At 67.3% G+C, this 15,265-nt stretch carries 15 protein-coding genes; 1 reads left to right on the forward strand and 14 read right to left on the reverse strand.

The features are described from left to right. Nucleotides 1–3: 3 nt before the first annotated feature. Genes TVC13_RS06415 through TVC13_RS06445 form a run of 7 tightly spaced genes read right to left on the reverse strand, consistent with a single transcriptional unit; the run spans nt 4 to nt 7,186 of the window. A complete protein-coding gene (locus TVC13_RS06415; RefSeq protein WP_422400397.1) occupies nt 4–960 on the reverse strand; it encodes a polysaccharide deacetylase family protein in 957 nt (318 codons plus the stop codon). After that, the gene (locus TVC13_RS06420; RefSeq protein WP_152228507.1) at nt 957–1,637 is read right to left on the reverse strand and encodes an isochorismatase family protein; all 681 of its coding nucleotides are present in this window, start codon (nt 1,635–1,637) and stop codon (nt 957–959) included. Before TVC13_RS06420 ends, TVC13_RS06415 begins: the two co-directional genes overlap by 4 nt. Before the next feature lie 23 nt (nt 1,638–1,660). Then, nucleotides 1,661–2,326, reverse strand: coding sequence for an isochorismatase family protein (locus TVC13_RS06425; protein WP_422400398.1), 666 nt, complete (start codon nt 2,324–2,326; stop codon nt 1,661–1,663). Then, nucleotides 2,323–2,619, reverse strand: a complete 297-nt coding sequence (locus tag TVC13_RS06430; protein ID WP_422400399.1) for a Dabb family protein — start codon at nt 2,617–2,619, stop codon at nt 2,323–2,325. The genes TVC13_RS06425 and TVC13_RS06430 overlap by 4 nt, the downstream gene beginning before the upstream one ends. A 12-nt stretch (nt 2,620–2,631) precedes the next feature. Beyond that, nucleotides 2,632–3,378 (reverse strand): maleate cis-trans isomerase family protein, encoded by a 747-nt coding sequence (locus TVC13_RS06435; RefSeq protein WP_152228510.1) that lies wholly within the window; start codon nt 3,376–3,378, stop codon nt 2,632–2,634. A 17-nt stretch (nt 3,379–3,395) separates the two neighbouring features. Then, the gene (locus tag TVC13_RS06440; protein ID WP_422400400.1) at nt 3,396–5,489 is read right to left on the reverse strand and encodes an FAD-dependent monooxygenase; all 2,094 of its coding nucleotides are present in this window, start codon (nt 5,487–5,489) and stop codon (nt 3,396–3,398) included. Further along, the gene (locus tag TVC13_RS06445) at nt 5,486–7,186 is read right to left on the reverse strand and encodes a nitrilase-related carbon-nitrogen hydrolase (protein WP_422400401.1); all 1,701 of its coding nucleotides are present in this window, start codon (nt 7,184–7,186) and stop codon (nt 5,486–5,488) included. The genes TVC13_RS06440 and TVC13_RS06445 overlap by 4 nt, the downstream gene beginning before the upstream one ends. A gap of 231 nt (nt 7,187–7,417) precedes the next feature. Between TVC13_RS06445 and TVC13_RS06450 the strand changes: the two genes are divergently transcribed. Further along, the gene (locus TVC13_RS06450; protein WP_387015854.1) at nt 7,418–8,194 is read left to right on the forward strand and encodes an IclR family transcriptional regulator; all 777 of its coding nucleotides are present in this window, start codon (nt 7,418–7,420) and stop codon (nt 8,192–8,194) included. A gap of 77 nt (nt 8,195–8,271) precedes the next feature. On the opposite strand, the gene TVC13_RS06455 is transcribed toward TVC13_RS06450, so the two are convergent. From TVC13_RS06455 to TVC13_RS06485, 7 genes are read right to left on the reverse strand one after another with little or no spacing between them, the layout of a single operon-like run. Next, the gene (locus TVC13_RS06455) at nt 8,272–9,228 is read right to left on the reverse strand and encodes an ABC transporter permease (protein ID WP_422400402.1); all 957 of its coding nucleotides are present in this window, start codon (nt 9,226–9,228) and stop codon (nt 8,272–8,274) included. Beyond that, nucleotides 9,225–10,220 carry an ABC transporter permease gene (locus TVC13_RS06460; protein WP_422400403.1) on the reverse strand — a complete coding sequence of 332 codons (996 nt, stop codon included), beginning with the start codon at nt 10,218–10,220 and terminating at the stop codon, nt 9,225–9,227. Before TVC13_RS06460 ends, TVC13_RS06455 begins: the two co-directional genes overlap by 4 nt. After that, nucleotides 10,217–10,498 (reverse strand): hypothetical protein, encoded by a 282-nt coding sequence (locus TVC13_RS06465; protein WP_422400404.1) that lies wholly within the window; start codon nt 10,496–10,498, stop codon nt 10,217–10,219. Before TVC13_RS06465 ends, TVC13_RS06460 begins: the two co-directional genes overlap by 4 nt. After that, the gene (locus tag TVC13_RS06470) at nt 10,498–11,574 is read right to left on the reverse strand and encodes an ABC transporter ATP-binding protein (protein ID WP_422400405.1); all 1,077 of its coding nucleotides are present in this window, start codon (nt 11,572–11,574) and stop codon (nt 10,498–10,500) included. Before TVC13_RS06470 ends, TVC13_RS06465 begins: the two co-directional genes overlap by 1 nt. Beyond that, nucleotides 11,571–12,629: an ABC transporter ATP-binding protein gene (locus TVC13_RS06475; protein WP_422400406.1), complete on the reverse strand. Its 1,059-nt coding sequence runs from the start codon at nt 12,627–12,629 to the stop codon at nt 11,571–11,573. Before TVC13_RS06475 ends, TVC13_RS06470 begins: the two co-directional genes overlap by 4 nt. Further along, nucleotides 12,626–13,702 carry a class I SAM-dependent methyltransferase gene (locus tag TVC13_RS06480; protein WP_422400407.1) on the reverse strand — a complete coding sequence of 359 codons (1,077 nt, stop codon included), beginning with the start codon at nt 13,700–13,702 and terminating at the stop codon, nt 12,626–12,628. Before TVC13_RS06480 ends, TVC13_RS06475 begins: the two co-directional genes overlap by 4 nt. Nucleotides 13,703–13,750: 48 nt before the next feature. After that, entirely contained in the window at nt 13,751–15,241 is a 1,491-nt protein-coding gene (locus TVC13_RS06485; protein WP_422400408.1) for an ABC transporter substrate-binding protein, read from the reverse strand. Nucleotides 15,242–15,265 lie beyond the last annotated feature (24 nt).

The raw sequence follows: 15,265 nt of genomic DNA on the forward strand, positions 1-15,265 counted from the left end.
GGTTCAGCTCCTAGCCAGAGTGGGCTGCCCGGCCGCAGCAGCCAGTTCCTGGGCGTATGCGAGCTGGGCGTCGTAATGGTGTTCGAGGTAGTAGTCGGTGATTTCGCCGGCTGTGGCCAGCCAGACGTCGTCCTGGCTGCGCAGGAACCCGAAGATGTCCCGGACATGCCGGTAGAGGTGCGGCTGGCCGGCAACAAAGGGATGGGTTGCTACGCAGGCAACCCGCCCCTGGCCGTCAACGGCAGCGTCGCGCAGCAGGCGGCGGACCTGTGCTTTGGCCAGGCGGGCGAAATAACCGCCGGAAAAGTGCTTGGCGTGCAGCAGCGGAACGTCGTTGAGCATAAAGGAGTACGGGATGGAGACCAGGCGGTCCCCGTTTGCAGTACGCAGCGGCCGGGGCTGTTCATCGTGGATCCAGTCGGCGTGGTAGGTCATCCCGTGCGCGGCCATCAGCTCGCAGGTGTTCTCCGTGCCGGAGACCTTGGGCCCGAGCATCCCCTTGATGGGCCTGCCCGTGTATGCCAGGGCCAGTGCCTGGTTCAGTTCATAGAACTCGTTCTCCTGTTCCGGGGACATCCCGTAGAGCGGGCGCAGGTTGTTGATGCCGTGGCTCATCACTTCCCAGTTCCGCTCCAGCATGGCGTCGCGCACCTCGGGAAGCTCCTCGAGGACCTGCAGGCTCAGGGACACGGTGGACGGGATCTGGAATTCGTCCACCGCACGCAGCAGCCGCCAGAATCCCACCCGGTTGCCGTAGTCCCGGTGTGTGTAGTGCTGCAGGTCCGGGGTGGACACCCGCCCCTGCACTCCTCCCCCGCCCGGCGGCACGTAGTCATAGTGCTCCACGTTGGGGGCATGCCAGACGGCTACCGTCTTTCCGCCGGGCCAGGTCACCCGGGGGCGGCCGGGCAGCGGCGCGTAGACCAGGCGTTCATCGTGGCGAACCGCGGATTCGTTCATGCCTGGTGCTCTCCCGCTCCGGTGCGTTCGGCGGCGAGGGAGCCCAGCCGGTCCAGGGTCTCTGCCAGTCCCACCACGTCGCCGAAGCGGTCCTGCATGTCCCAGAGGCTGACCTCACCGGAGAGGGTGCGGAAATCATCCACGCACTCTTCGACAACCGACACCCGGTAGGAACGGTAGGCGGCGTCCATGACGGTGGCCCGGACGCAGCCGCTGGTGGAGGTTCCGGCGACAATCAGTTCGTCAGTGCCCAGCTGCGCCAGCAGGTCATCCAGCCGGGTTTTGTAGAACGCGGTGGCCACGGTTTTTTCCACGATGTGGTCCCCCGGCTCCGGCGCAACAACTGCGGAGATTTCGGTCCAGGGGTTTCCGCGCAGGCAGCGTTCGGTGAGCGAGGAGCGTACCCGCTGGGCGAGCATCCGGTCCTCGAGGTCATCGAGGATCATCTTGATGTAGATGACGGGCACGCCGGCGGCTCGGGCTGCAGTTAGCAGTTCAGCCGTTGCCTCAAGCGCAGCGGCGGCCGAGGGGCCGCAGCCCTCGTGTTCCACAAATGCCTTCTGGAAGTCGACGACGACGACGGCCGGCTGCTGCCCGGGTCCAACCCGCGGGCGTTCGGCGCGCAGCTGCCGGATCTTTGCCATTTCCAGGTTCCAGTCGGGGCTTGGGGTGTTCATGGAGGTGTCCTGTTCTGTGGGGTCTAGTTCGGGCCGGGGGCCGGCCGGGCTGCCAGGTAGTCTTCGATACCGGCCACGGTCTGGACGTCGGCGATCTTGGCCTGGATATCCACCAGGTTCGCGCGATGGATATCCGGGTGCCGGTCTCCCACTGCGTCTTCGGCCACGATGGGAATGAATCCGTGCTGGAGGGCATCCAGGGCAGTCGCCCGGATGCACCCGCTGGTGGTGAGGCCGGCGATCAGGACCGTGTCAATCCGTGCTGCGGACAGCAGGGAGGCCAGCGGGGTGCCGAAGAACGCACTGGGGTACTGCTTGGTGATCAGGGTTTCCCCCGTTTCCGGGGCCAGTCCGGGGATGAACTGTCCCCAGGGGCTCGATTCATGCCAGACGCGGGTGGCGGGAACCTTGCGGGCGAACAGGCCGCCGTCGCCGGGCCCGGAATACCGAACCCGGGTGACGTAGACGGGAATCCGGTGCTTCCGGGCCGCGGCCTTCAGGCGGTGCATGCCCTCGACGGCGGTTTCCACGCCGGCGTAGAGCGGGGAAGCCTTATCCGTGTAGGCGGTGGCCGGATCCACCAGCAGCAGGGCCGGGTGCTCTCCGGGTCCCAGGCTGCCGTCCAGCCCGGCGGCGCTGAAGTCGGACGCAAAATCCGTTCCGCTGCGCGGCACCGCCGCCGGAGTCATCCGCGGACCTGGACGAAGGCCTTGGCCGTGATGGCCGGGGCAATGCGCTCCTGCACCAGTGCCACGTGGGCGGGGTGGGACTGGTACGCCCGCCAGGCGGCTTCATCTGCGAACGCGACTTCAAAGTGGATGTCCGCGTTGCCGTCCTTTAGACCGGCATCGCGTGCGGCCTGGACGGATTCGACGCCGGGCACCAGGTCCTGCAGCGCTGCCAGCCCGGCGAGGATTGCTTCGGCTGCGGCCGGGTCTGCGTCCGGCCGCAGGGTCAGCAGGCCAATGTGGCGAAAAGCCATGTGGAACTCCTTCTAGAACTCTTCGAGCAGGCGCCCGAATCCGGTCAGTTTGTCTTCGATTCCCTGGGCACGCAGGGCGTGCCAGATCGTGGCTGCGTTGATGGCGATTACCGGTTTGCCCAGTTCCTGCTCAAGTTCTGCGGCTACTTCCACGGCGCACAGGTTGGTTCCTGCCTGCACCAGGGCGTCCACCTCCGGGCCGTCGACGGCGAGGAACGCCTCGCGGATCTGCTCGCGGGTGACTTCGGAGATGTTGGTGGCGGAAGTGCAGGCGAAGCCATGCACCTTCTGGACTTCGTAGCCCATATCGGTGAAGTAGGCGCGGACCTGCTCATCGCCGATGGGCTGGTAGGGCGTGATGAAGCTGATCCGGCGGGCGCCGAACTTCTTCAGGGCCGCATCGCAGGCAGCCGCGCCGGTGGAGAGTTCCAGGCCGCCGGCCTGCTCACGGATGCCGGCTTCGAAGGCTGCTGCGCCTTCGGCACCACCCCAGAAGGTTTCCGCGGACATGCCCATCACGATGCGGTCCGGCTCGGCGGTCAGGACGTCCCGGACGGCGTACCCGGTCTGGGTGCGAAGGTCCTCGAGGAATTCAACGAAGGACGCGTCGTCGCTCAGTTCAGGCTGGCTGATGAAGATGCGGCTCGCTGCGAAGCTGACGCCCGGCGGGCGCATGAGGTTGTATTCGGCTTCCACCACGGTGTTGGTGGAAGGCACAATCACGCCCAGGACGGCGCGTTCGGAGAGGTAGGAGGGCATCGTATTCCTTTGGTGGTCTAGTTCTTCCGGGCTCCGGCGGCGGCACCGGAGGCAAGCAGGGTGTTCAGGGAGGTCCAGCCGAGCTGTTCCGTGGAAACCGGCCAGGCCTCTTCTGCCAGCGACTCGTAGGCCGCGTGCAGTGCGCTTCCCGCGGCGAGAAGTCCCGTCACCGGGTAAATGATGAGCCCGACGCCGGCTGCGGACAGGTCTTCGAGGGCACCGGGTGCTGGTTCCCGGGCTTCGGAGCGGTTCAGGACCAGCCGCTTGCCGGTGGCCCGGTGCAGGGCGGCCAGTTCCTTAAGGGAAAGCTGCCCCTCGGGGAAGATCAGGTCTGCGCCGGCTGCGGCATAGGCTCGGGCACGCTCCAGGATGCCGGGGAAGCCTTCGGTGGCGTACGCGTCGGTGCGGGCTATGACCAGCATTTCCCGCCGGGCAGCGACAGCTGCGGCGATTTTCGCGGCGGCTTCCTCCGCCCGGAGCACTGCCGGAGCGCCGGAAGGTGCCTTGGGCTGCACCTGGTCCTCGATGGTGATGGCGGCAGCGCCCGCCCGCTCATAGGCGGCGGTGGTGTGCGCTGAGTGGCGGGTGTCGCCGTACCCTCCGTCGCCGTCGGCGATCACGGGCAGTCCCGAGGCGGCAGCCACCGGCCCCAGCTGGGCAAGCATGTCCGTCCGGCCCACAAATCCCTGGTCCTGGCAGCCCAGCCCCGCCGCTGCCGCTGCGGCACCGGAAACGAAACAGGCACCGAACCCGGCATTCCGCACCAGGGCGGCGCTGACGGCGTCGTAGGCCCCGGGGGCCACCACTGTGCCGGCAGAGAGCGCCGCCCACAGCCGGCGTCCTGCCGGTACCGCAGCGCTGCGGGCGGCCCGCAGTCCGCCCTCGAGCAGATCGTTGGAACGGGCTACCGCCGAAAGCATGGAGGAGTTCAGCAGGTAGCTGCGGGAAAGTTCACGGTCGGCGGCAATGCGCCCGAGTTTCACCGTTCGTTCGTGCCGGGCTGCGGTGTCCGTTTCCTGCAGGTCCTTGTAGTTCTGGATGGTGTTCTTCTGCAGGAAGTTCACGGCAGTGCTGCGCCGGGCATCGTCGTAGGCTTTGGCAGCCAGCTCGGCGTCTGCGCCGTCCAGGGCTGCCGCCACCGTCCTGGCGGCGGCAACGGCGTCATGGATGCCGCTGTTCATGCCCATCCCGCCCAATGGGTTGTTCACGTGTGCGCTGTCTCCGGCCAGCAGTACCCGCCCGGCGGCCATGGTCGCGGCCACCCGCTGCTGCACCACGTAGATGTTGGCGTGGTCCAGCGGGTAGGCGCCGTCCTTCGGCGCCACGTTCTGGATGCGGCCTTCGATGGTTGCGGGGTCCAGGGCCTCGGCGTCGGACGTGCCTTCGTCGATGGGCATCAGCACGCGCCAGTGCCGCGGGGTGCGCAGCAGCACGCCCCAGTCGGAGGGATCGGAGAGATACGCCACCAGCGCCAGGTCATCGAATTCCCGGGCCAGTTCGTGGGTCGTGGAGGCGACCAGGAACCGTTCCGGCAGGGTCAGCCCTTCGAACGCGATGCCCAGGGACTTGCGGATCCGCGAGCGCGCGCCGTCGGCGGCAATCAGCCAGTCGGCCGTGTAGCTGGGCTCCCGCCCGTCCCCGTCGAGGAAAACCCGGGCGTTCGCGGTGCCCATTTCAACACGCTGGACCGGTGCGCTGAAGCGCAGGTTAACATGCGGGTAGTCGGCCAGCTTGGCGAGGATGACTTCGGTGAGCCGGTTCTGCTCGCACTGGAGCCGGTAAGGGAAGCGGGTGTCCTCGGAGAGTGCTTCCAGTTTCAGGTCCGCCAGGATGGCACCGGCCTTGTCCCGGTACTGGAACCGGGGAGCCGGCAGGCCCAGTGCCTCGACCTCGGCCAGGATGCCCAGGTCGTCCAGCATTTCGAGGCTGGGCGGATGGAACGTGGAGGCCCGTGATTCCTCGGCCAGCTCCGCGCCTGCTTCCAGGACCGTCACCGGAATTCCGCGCTGTGCCAGGGCCAGGGCGGCGACCATGCCGGTGGGACCCATGCCCGCCACCAGGACCTTCACGTGGGTGCCGGCCTGGCCGTCCGGGCTGAATGTGCTTTTCATCGAGCTGCCACCTCCGTGGTCCGCGTGAATGGTTGGTAGATAAAGGGCTGCCGGGTGGCCACCGGGTCCAGGTGGAACCCCTGGACCTTGGAATGCGAGCCGCGCAGGTCAAGCTCCACCTTCATCTGCTCCTCGAACCCGCCGCGGCAGGTCCAGGCGGTGGGGTACCGCATCAGGGCAATCGGCTGGCCCGGAACGAACTCATCGGATTCAACCACCTGGCTGCCCAGTTCACCGGCGGAATCAAGCCGGGCTGCGGAGACCAGGTGGACCCGGTTTTCCTCGGTCCGCTGCACCGCGGCGACCTTGGCTGCCTCGGGCCGGTCCCAGCCGGTGGGGTGGACGATCAATTCCGCGCCGCGCAGGGTAAGGACGCGGGCGGTCTCGGGGTACCAGACCTCTCCTCCGGTCATAAAGCCGATCCGGCCAATGCCGGTGTGCGCGACGGTGAGGTCCGAGCCCGGCGTGGCCCAGGTCTCCGAAGCTTCCAGATGGGTCTTGCGGTAACTCGCGCACAGGTTCCCGGAGGAATCCACCAGCCAGGTGGTGTTGAAGTAGGCGCCGTCTTCTTCTTCCACCAGGTTCACCGCGACGTACAGGCGGGCCTGCTCGGCTGCGGCCTGGATCTGTTCCAGGGCCGCGGCGCTGAACTGTGCTGCGGCCTGCGGGTCTGCTGCCACCTCGCCGGGCTGGAAGCAGAACAGCTCCGGCAGCACTCCCAGGGTCACGGCGCGGGTGCCGGCGTAGGCGATCTGTCCCAGCGCCCGGGTGAGGGTCCAGTCCCGGTTGTGGAACCAGGAAACCTGCAGCGGGGCAACGGTGATCAGTTTGGAGGGCATGTCCCCGGCCGGGCCGTACATGGCCGCTGCCGGAACTTCTGCCACCGGGAGGAGCAGATCGTCGTAAAGCTCAGGGCGGCGGGCGGCGAAAATGTCCCCGCGCTGCGGGTCCGTCTTGTCATCCGCAGCTGCCGGGTCAAGGTCCGCCCACACGAGCTCCTCAGCTGTTTCCCCTGCCGAGGCCAGTACGGTTCCCCCCGGTGAGACGATCTGCGATCCGCCCATCCAGGGATAGGCGTCCGCCGGGCCGCCCACCGTGTTGGAGGAGACGTGCCAGACACGGTTTTCCATGGCGCGCTGCGGGACGTGCAGGCGGTGTTCGTCCGGTCCGCGGCTGTTCAGGGAGTTCAGCAGCACCTGCGCGCCGTCCAGCGCCAGCAGCCGGGGCACCTCCGGCACAATCCCGTCGGCGCACATCAGCAGGCCCAGGCGGCCCAGTTCGGTGTCGACGGCGGTGACCGGCTCGGTGCCGGGAACAAAGAGCGTGTATTCGTAGTCCCAGAAAATGTGCTTGCGGTGCACCTTGACGACTGCGCCGTCCGCGTCGATCAGGATCTGGCCGATGTAGACGTCGGGGGCGTTGTCCCCGCGCAGGTCCACGCCTGCGGCGACCCAGATTCCCAGCTCGGCGCAGGCGGCGCGCAGGCCGGTGACGAAGGCGCCGTCGAGATCTTCGGCATGCTCCCAGGCACCCTCGCGGGTGCTGAAGTCACGGACCCGGTTGGCGTTTTCCGGCAGTACCAGCAGCTGCACGCCGGCTTCGGCGGCGCGGCGCATCCAGCCGATGCACAGCTGCAGGTTGGCCGCGGTATCCGTACCCGAAAAGAACTGGGCGGTGCCAAAGCGAATATTCGCCACGGGGCTTCCTTTCCTCAGCTACGCCCAAACGTATGATTTCCATATTCTGGGAATAGATTCCTATCAACTGGGAATAACGCTAGTTAGCCCGAAGGGACCGCGTCAACGCAGAACCGGAAGCGAAACAAGCATTTAACATTTGCTGGGACTGAAATTCCCATAGGATGGCACACCAGTGGCCGCAAAATCCTGCGGCCGTGCGTTCTTCCAACCAACCCACAAGGACAAGGGATGACCCCGAACACCCGTGCCAAAGGCACCAGCGGAGCCGAAACCGGCCGGAAGACCATCAGCGTGCTGGGCCTCTTTACCGGCGCCCGGCCAACCTGGACGGTCGCTGAGCTGGCGCAGGAACTGGGCCTGACGACGTCGACCGCCTACCGCTATGTGGGGCTGCTGCGGGAGGAAGGTTTCCTTGAATCTGCGACGGACAGCGCCTACCGGGTCACGGCCCGCGTCCTTGACCTTGCGGCGGCGCACACGGCGAGCCGGACGGACATTGTGGACATCGCCGTGCCGGTCATGGCACGGCTGCGGGACGAGGTCGGTGAAACGGTGCTGATTGCCCGCCGGGCCGGGGACTACGCGTACTGCGTGGAGCGGGTGGAGTCCCAGCAGGCAGTGCGGCTCCAGTTCCGCCGGGGCCAGGCCATGTCCCTGCATTCCGGGTCGATTCCGCGCACCCTGCTGGCTTACATGCCGCGCGGGGAGCGGGAGCGCTATGTTGCCTCCGTGCAGGCCCAGGTGGCCTCCGACGCACACCGTGCCCTGCTCTCCCCCGAGGCCCTGGACGAGCTGGCGCGGACGGGGCACACCGAGAGTTTTGAAGAGATCGACCCGCAGATCTGGGGCTGCGCGGCAGCCGTGCACGCACCGGGCGGCGAGGTCCTGGCGCTGGGCACTGCCGGGCCGGTTTACCGGCTCCAGGACGCTGACCGGGCACGGATCCAGGCACGCATCGTCGATGCCGCGCGGCAGATCACCGACGCCCTCGCCGTCGTCGGCTAGTTTCCGGGCGCAGCAAAGGGCACCTGTCCGCTCCGGAGTGTGGACAGGTGCCCTTTTTCGGCGGCGGGACCGGGCGTTCAGCTGAGTTCGGGGTCGTGCTTGGACTTCGGGCTGCCCGGGGTCAGGGCATCGCGCAGCGAGTCACCGAACGTGTTGAACGTCAGGAGGATGACCATCAGCACGGCGCCGGGGGCGATGGCCGCCCAGGGTGCCAGCCGCAGGTCGGTCTGTCCGTCCGCCAGCATGGAGCCAAGCGTGAACTCCGGGGGCTGCACGCCCAGTCCCAGCAGGGAGAGCCCGGACTCGGCCAGGGTCAGGATGCCGGCCATGTTGGTCCACAGCACCACCACCGGACTGATCACCGAGGGCAGGACGTGGCGGAACATGATCCGCGGCGCTGAGGCCCCGTAGGTCCGGGCGGCGGTCACGTAGTCGACCCTCCGCACCTGGGCGACGGTGGAAACGATGACGCGGGAGAACGTGGTCCAGCCCCAGTAGCCCAGGAAGACGATCAGCATCACCGCCCCCGATCCCACGACGGCGGAGAGCGCGATTCCCACGGCTGCGAACGGCAGGGCCAGCTGCACGTCCGCGAGCCGGAGCAGTACCGTGCCGAGCACCTTTTCGTAGTAGCCGGCGAGTACACCCAGCAGCAGGCCGAGGCAGGCCGCAATGGTGGCTGCCGAGAGCCCGATGACCAGGGACAGCCGCAGCCCGTAGAGCAAGCGGGAGGCAATGTCCCGGCCCAGTGCATCAGTGCCCAGCAGGTGTTCCTGCGGCCCGCCCAGCCAGGCCGGGGCCAGGTTGATGCGCAGCAGGTCCTGTTCCCGGGGATCGAACGGGGCCAGGAAATCCGCGAAGAGGGCGCAGCAGGCCAGCAGCAGCAGGGCAGCCCCGGAAATCCGTGCAGCCCAGCCGGAAAACACGGCGGAGGTCACTTCCCGGAAGCGGGACGGCGCCTTCGGCCGGGGCTTGCCCTCGGCGGAGACCGGTGCTGCTGCCGCTGCGGCCGGCGGCGGGGTCATAACTGTCATTTCGCGACCTTCGTTCGAAGTCGGGGATCCATCAGCGTCACGATCGCGTCGATGGCCAGGTTGATCACGGTGATCAGCGCAGCGATCGCGAAAACGCCGGCCTGCACCACTGGGAAGTCACGGGTGGTGACGCTGCGGACCAGCAGCGCGCCGAGCCCGCCGTAGTTGAAGATCGGCTCCAGCACCACCAGGGAACCGAAGGAGATCGAGAACAGCAGTCCCACGAAGGAGACCAGCGGAGGCAGCGCGGTGGGCATGGCATGGCGGAAGAGGACCCGCGCCGGGGAGATGCCCTTGGACCGTGCCATCTGGATGTGCCCCTCCCCCAGCACGTCCAGGAACTGGCCGCGGACCAGCCGGGACAGGGTGGCCACCGAGCTCAGTGCCAGCACGGCAACCGGAAGCACCGTGTGGGCAAGCGTTCCGCTGCCGGTGGCAGGCAGCAGCCGCCAGGTCAGGGAGAAAACAAGCACCAGGAGCAGGGCGAGGAAGAAGTAGGGAATCCCGTCCAGCAGGAACGCTGCTGACATCAGCACCCTCGAACGCGCCTTGGAACGCTTCAGCGCCGCATAGATCCCGACGACGAAGGCCACGCCGACGCCGATCACCAGGCCCGGGAGCAGCACCTGCAGGGTCAGCGCCATACGCTCGGCGACCAGGGCCGCGGCGTCGATCCCGAAGGTGTAGGAGGTGCCGAAGTCCAGGCGGAGTGCACCGGCGAGGGCAGAGAAGTACTGCTCATGCAGCGGCTTGTCCAGGCCGAAACGCTCCCGGGTCAGCTGGATCTGTTCCTCGCTGGCGTCGGGTTCGGAGAACAGGACGGCGGGGTCTCCGGACATGCGGGCCAGTACGAACAGGAAGGACACAACACCCCAGAGCACAAAGGCGAGCAGTCCGGCCCGTTTCAGCAGGTAGAGGGCAATGCCGCGGACTTTTCCGGAGCGGAGCCGGGGCGCAGCGGCACCCGTGCGGGGCAGGGTTGCAGCGCTCACGGCAGCGTCGCTCCCGCGCCGCGCGCCGCGGCGATCAGCCGTCCGGTGAAGGCCTTGCCGGCCTGCTCAAGTTCGGCCTGGAGCTCAGGGCCGGGAAGAGCGGTGTCAATGTCCTCGCGGCGGAGTCCGGTGAGTTCGGCCAGCAGTGTTTCAGTCACTGCCTGGCGGTCGCGCAGCACGGAAACCTCGGAGGCCAGTTCCAGGATCATGCCCATCAGGGCATCCATGTCCTGGGCGGGATCCAGGTACTTGGCATTTTCAACAGCGAAACCGGGCATTACTTACCTCCTGAGGGGACCGGAACCGGCGCAGGGCGGTTCAGGGAGAAATCTGGTACGTGGGCCAGCGGATGGGGAATGGCCGGGGCCACGGTTTCCTGGCCGGGCACAGCGAGCTCGCCTGCCCGGTGGCAGGCCACCATGCGTCCGGTGCCGTCGTTGGTAAGCACCGGCCGTGAAATCCGGCAGAGGTCGGTGACCAGCGGGCAGCGGGTGCTGAAGGCACAGCCGGACGGGACCTGCGACGGCGAGGGGATATCTCCCCTGGGCACCAGGCGGTGTTCCGGGGCGCGTCCCATGGAGACCAGGGAGACCGTATACGGGTGGCGCGGAGCGGCAAAGATCTGCTCCGCTGTGCCGTACTCGACAACCCGGCCAAGATAGAGGACCAGGACCTTGGAGCTGATGTAGCGCACCAGCTCCAGATCGTGGCTGATGAACAGGTAGGAAATGCCGCGTTCGGTCTGGATATCGCGGAGCAGGTTCACCACCTGGGCCTGGACCGATACGTCCAGGGCGGCTGTGGGTTCGTCGGCCACGATCAAGCTGGGATCAAGCATCAGGGCCCGCAGTACACCAACCCGCTGGCGCTGTCCGCCGGAGAGCTGGCGCGGATAGCGCAGTGACCAGGCCGGATCGATTCCCACGCTTTCCAGCGCTTCTTCCACCTTGGCGGCACGGGATCGTGCGTTGCCGACGCGGTGGACTTCCAGGGGCTCGGCCAGTGACTCGCCCAGCCGCCTGGAGGGGTTCAGGGCCGTGCCCGCGTTCTGGAAGATCATTGCCGAGCGGCGGCGGAGGTGCTGGGTCAGGCGGCGCCCGCGCAGCCGCGTCACGTCCTCGCCTTCAAAATAGATCCGCCCGGCGGTGGGTTCGTAGAGCCGCAGCGCAGCCCGGCCAAGGGTGGTCTTGCCGGAGCCGGATTCACCCACGACGCCGACCGTCTCTCCCTGGAGGACGGACAGGGAGACATCGTCCACGGCAACCACCTTGCTGCCCCTGGCGCCTTTGAAGTGCTGCTCCAGGGACATGATCTGCAGGACGGCCTCCGGGCCGTGCGCGGTTTCCGGGTTCATTCGGTACCTTTCTGGACGGATGCTTCGCGGGGCGCCTGCTGGACGCGGACGCAGGCTGTGCGGTGTTCCGGAACCGTGATGGAAAGCAGCCCGGGCACCGCCGCGGAGCATTCCGGAGCGGCGGAGGCACAACGCGGTGCGAAGGCGCAGCCGGGAGGAAGATCGTCCAGGGCCGGAGGACGTCCGGGGATGGTGAGCAGCCGCTCCCCGCCCTGGCGTTTGGGCTGGGCCTGCAGCAGCGCCCAGGTGTAGGGGTGCTGCGGGTTGCCCATCACTTCCTTCATGGGCCCCTGTTCCATCACTGTTCCGCCGTACATCACCACCAGGTGATCCGCCAGGCCGTCAATGACGTCCAGGTCGTGGGTGGCAATCACGATGGTCAGGCCCATTTCCCGGTTGAGTTCGCGCAGGAGTTCAAGGATCTGCTCCTGGGTGGTGACGTCCAGGGCGGTGGTGGGTTCGTCGCAGAGCAGCACCCGGGGCCGGGCCACCAGGGCCATGGCGATCACTATGCGCTGCAGCTGCCCGCCGGAAACCTGGTGCGGGTAGGAGCGCATCCTGGCTTCCGGGTCGGGGATGCCGACCCGTGCGAGCATGGCCACGGACAGTTCCCAGGCGGCAGCCTTGGACAGGGCCGGATCTGCCGAGCGGGCGGATTCAACGAGCTGCCCGCCGATCGAGTGCATGGCGTGCAGTGCGCTCCATGGATCCTGGAAGATGACCCGGGCGTAGCTGGCACGGAAAGAGCGCATCTGCGCCGGGCTCATGCCGGTGACTTCGTGCGGGCCGACACGCAGTTCCCCGCCGACGCGTGCGCCCCAGGGAAGCAGCCGGACCATGGCGAGCATCGCCGTCGACTTCCCTGAACCGGATTCGCCGGCGAGGGCGACGATTTTCCCGGCTGGGACGTCAATGTCCACGTTGCGCAGGATCTGCAGCTCGCCGGACGCGGTGGGCAGGTGGACACTGACGCCCTTCAGGGAAATGCCGTTTCCGCCCCCGGCCACCGGCAGGGGTGCCTGCGCTGCGGGCAGGGCGGGAGCCGCGGTGCTCATGCGCTCTCCAGCGGCTTGCGGGCGGTGAGGATCCACGGGTAGACACCATCCGGTGTCAGGGCGCCTTCGGTGACGTCCACGAAGCCTGCTGCTTCCGCCCACTCACTCAGCTGTGCCGTGGCCGCGGTGCGCCACCACGGTTCATTGCCGTGCTCGGCGTCCCAGTCATCGTTCCACGCCTTGTAGGGGTCGCAGGCCCGGTACGGCGTCACGTCGGAGAAGTGGATTTCCCCGCCGGGCTCCAGCAGCCGGAAGGACTCGGCCAGGATGGCGCGGGTAATGTGCGGGGGAACCTCGTGGAGCAGGATGAAGGAGGTTACCAGGTCAAAGGAGGCATCCGGCAGTCCGGTCTTTTCCGCCAGCGAGCGTACGCAGCGCCAAGCCAGTCCGGCGTCCAGCGAGCGGCGCTTGGCGTAGTTCAGCGAGGTGCGGGAGGGATCCAGGGCGGTGATCTCCGCCTCGGGGTAGGCTTCGGCCAGCATCATGGTGTACTGGCCGGTGCCGGCGCCCAGGTCCAGAATTCGCCGGTAGCCGCTGCGCGGGGCGGCTTCTGCCACCTGCTTGCGCAGCGCAAAGATGTTGTTGCCGTAGGCGGCCATCAGCAGGTACTTGTAGACCAGTTCAAAGTGGATGAACCCCATGTGTTCGTGGCCGTCCCACCCGCCGGCGGTCCCGTGGAACTCGTAGTCCCAGTAGCGCGGCACGTCCTCGCCAAGCAGGTCTTCCACCAAACCAGCGGGAACCGAAGCCAGCGGTTCGAGGTCTGCGCGGGAGCGTTCAAAGGCTGCGACGGCGCGCGGGGTGGTCTGGTCCCGGCACCAGCGCAGCACCGAACCGACAACGCGCTGTTCCGGAAGACCCGACAGGACGGGTGCTGCAGCGTTTCGCAGTTCCGCGATGTCTGCCCCGGACTCCCCCCCCCGGCCGCCCGCCGCTGCGAGAGCGGCACGGACGTCCTGACGGAGCGGCAGCAGGGCCCCCCGCATCTGCCTGAGGAAGGCCAGCTCGGACCGGCCGCGCTGGTCGATGCGGATCTGCTCCTGGGCGGTCAGGGTGGCTGAGGGAGCTGCCATGGGGTGTGTCCTTCCGTACGGGGTTCTGCGGTGTGGGGCGGGCGCTGGCTAGCTGGTCTTGGTGACGTCGGTGAGGTGCAGCGAGAGGCCGGTGGAGAAGTCCACGCCCTCGACGCCGTCCTGCACGGCGCCGACCGCCGGAGCGGCGAAGGTCCACAGCGCCAGGTTCTGTTCGTTGACGTATTCGCTGGCTTCGATGAGCAGCTCTTCGCGGGTTTCCTTGTCCATCTCGTTGCGGGTCGCATCGTAGAGGGCGGCCCACTCCTCGGAGGAGTTCATGCGGGAGATGGTGGTGAAGCCCCGGTCAATGTCATAGATGCCGTTGAAGGAGAGCCCGCGGTAGAGGATGTCCGCGTCGGTGGTGCCGCGGGCCTGGACTACCCAGTCTGCGATTTCCACCAGGTTGAGCTTCACCTTGAACCCGGCTGCCTCCAGCATCTGGCCCATGGCCTCGTAGAGGTTCTTGTTCTGGCTGGACTGCCCGGTGATGGTGATTTCGGTGCCGGTCGCGCCTTCGGCTTCAACGATCTTCTTCGCTTCTTCCGGATCGAACTCCGGGCGCGTGATGTCCGGCGAGTAGCCGGCCACGCCTTCGAGGGCGAGCTGGCCGTCCTCGATCTCCCCCGCACCGGCGGTCATGGACGCGGTCAGCGCCTCGGCGTCGACCGCCAGGTTCGCTGCGCGGCGCAGCTCAGGGTTCGCAAAGGCGCCCTTGTCGGCATTGAACTGGAAGAAGTTCAGGCTGCCGCCCCATTCGGTGGAGACGTTGTAGTTGCTGCCCAGGACCTGAATGGCGTTGGGGCCCAGCTGGTGGGCAATGTCCACTTCCCCGGCTTCGAAGGCGGACTGCAGGGAGGTCTGGTCGGAGAAGGTGCGCAGCGTGACGTTCGGCGTTGCCGGTGCTTCGCCCCAGTAATCGTCGTTGGCGGTCAGGGTGATGCTCTGGCCGGCGTCGAACCCGGTGATTTCGTAGGGGCCGGTGCCGGCCCCGGTGCTGTTGAAGCCTTCTTCGGTCCAGGCGTCCGACGGCGCAATGTAGGCCAGGCTCAGCTGTGAGAGCAGCAGCGGGGTGGGTTCGCTGGTGACGATCTGCACCTCGTAGTCTCCCACCGCCGTCACGGATTCGACCTGGGTGAGGTAGGTCGCGGGCTGGTAGCCCTTTTCCTGAATGGTCGTGAGGGAGAACACGACGTCCTCGGCCGTGAACTCACTGCCGTCGTGGAAGGTGACGCCTTCGCGCAGCTTGAAGGTCCAGGTGAGTTCGTCTTCGGCCAGTTCCCAGCTTTCGGCCAGGCTCGGCTGTCCCTCGCCGGTGGTGGGATCCACGGTGACCAGCGGTTCGTAGGCGGCCAGCAGCCAGGTGCCGTAGTAGGACATCAGCGGGTTGATCGCACTGGTGCTGACGATCGAGCCGACGGAAACCGAGTCGGCCGCAGCCTGTTCGGAGGATGCTGAATTCCCGCATGCGCTGACGGCCAGGACGCCGGCAAGGCTCAGGGCTGTTCCGGCATAAAGGCGGCGGGACCAAGGTTTGTTCATGGTTCTTCTCTCTCGCGTTGGGGA

This window comes from Arthrobacter sp. 3Tela_A, assembly GCF_049311025.1.
In the GTDB taxonomy this organism is placed as follows: Bacteria; Actinomycetota; Actinomycetes; order Actinomycetales; family Micrococcaceae; genus Arthrobacter_B.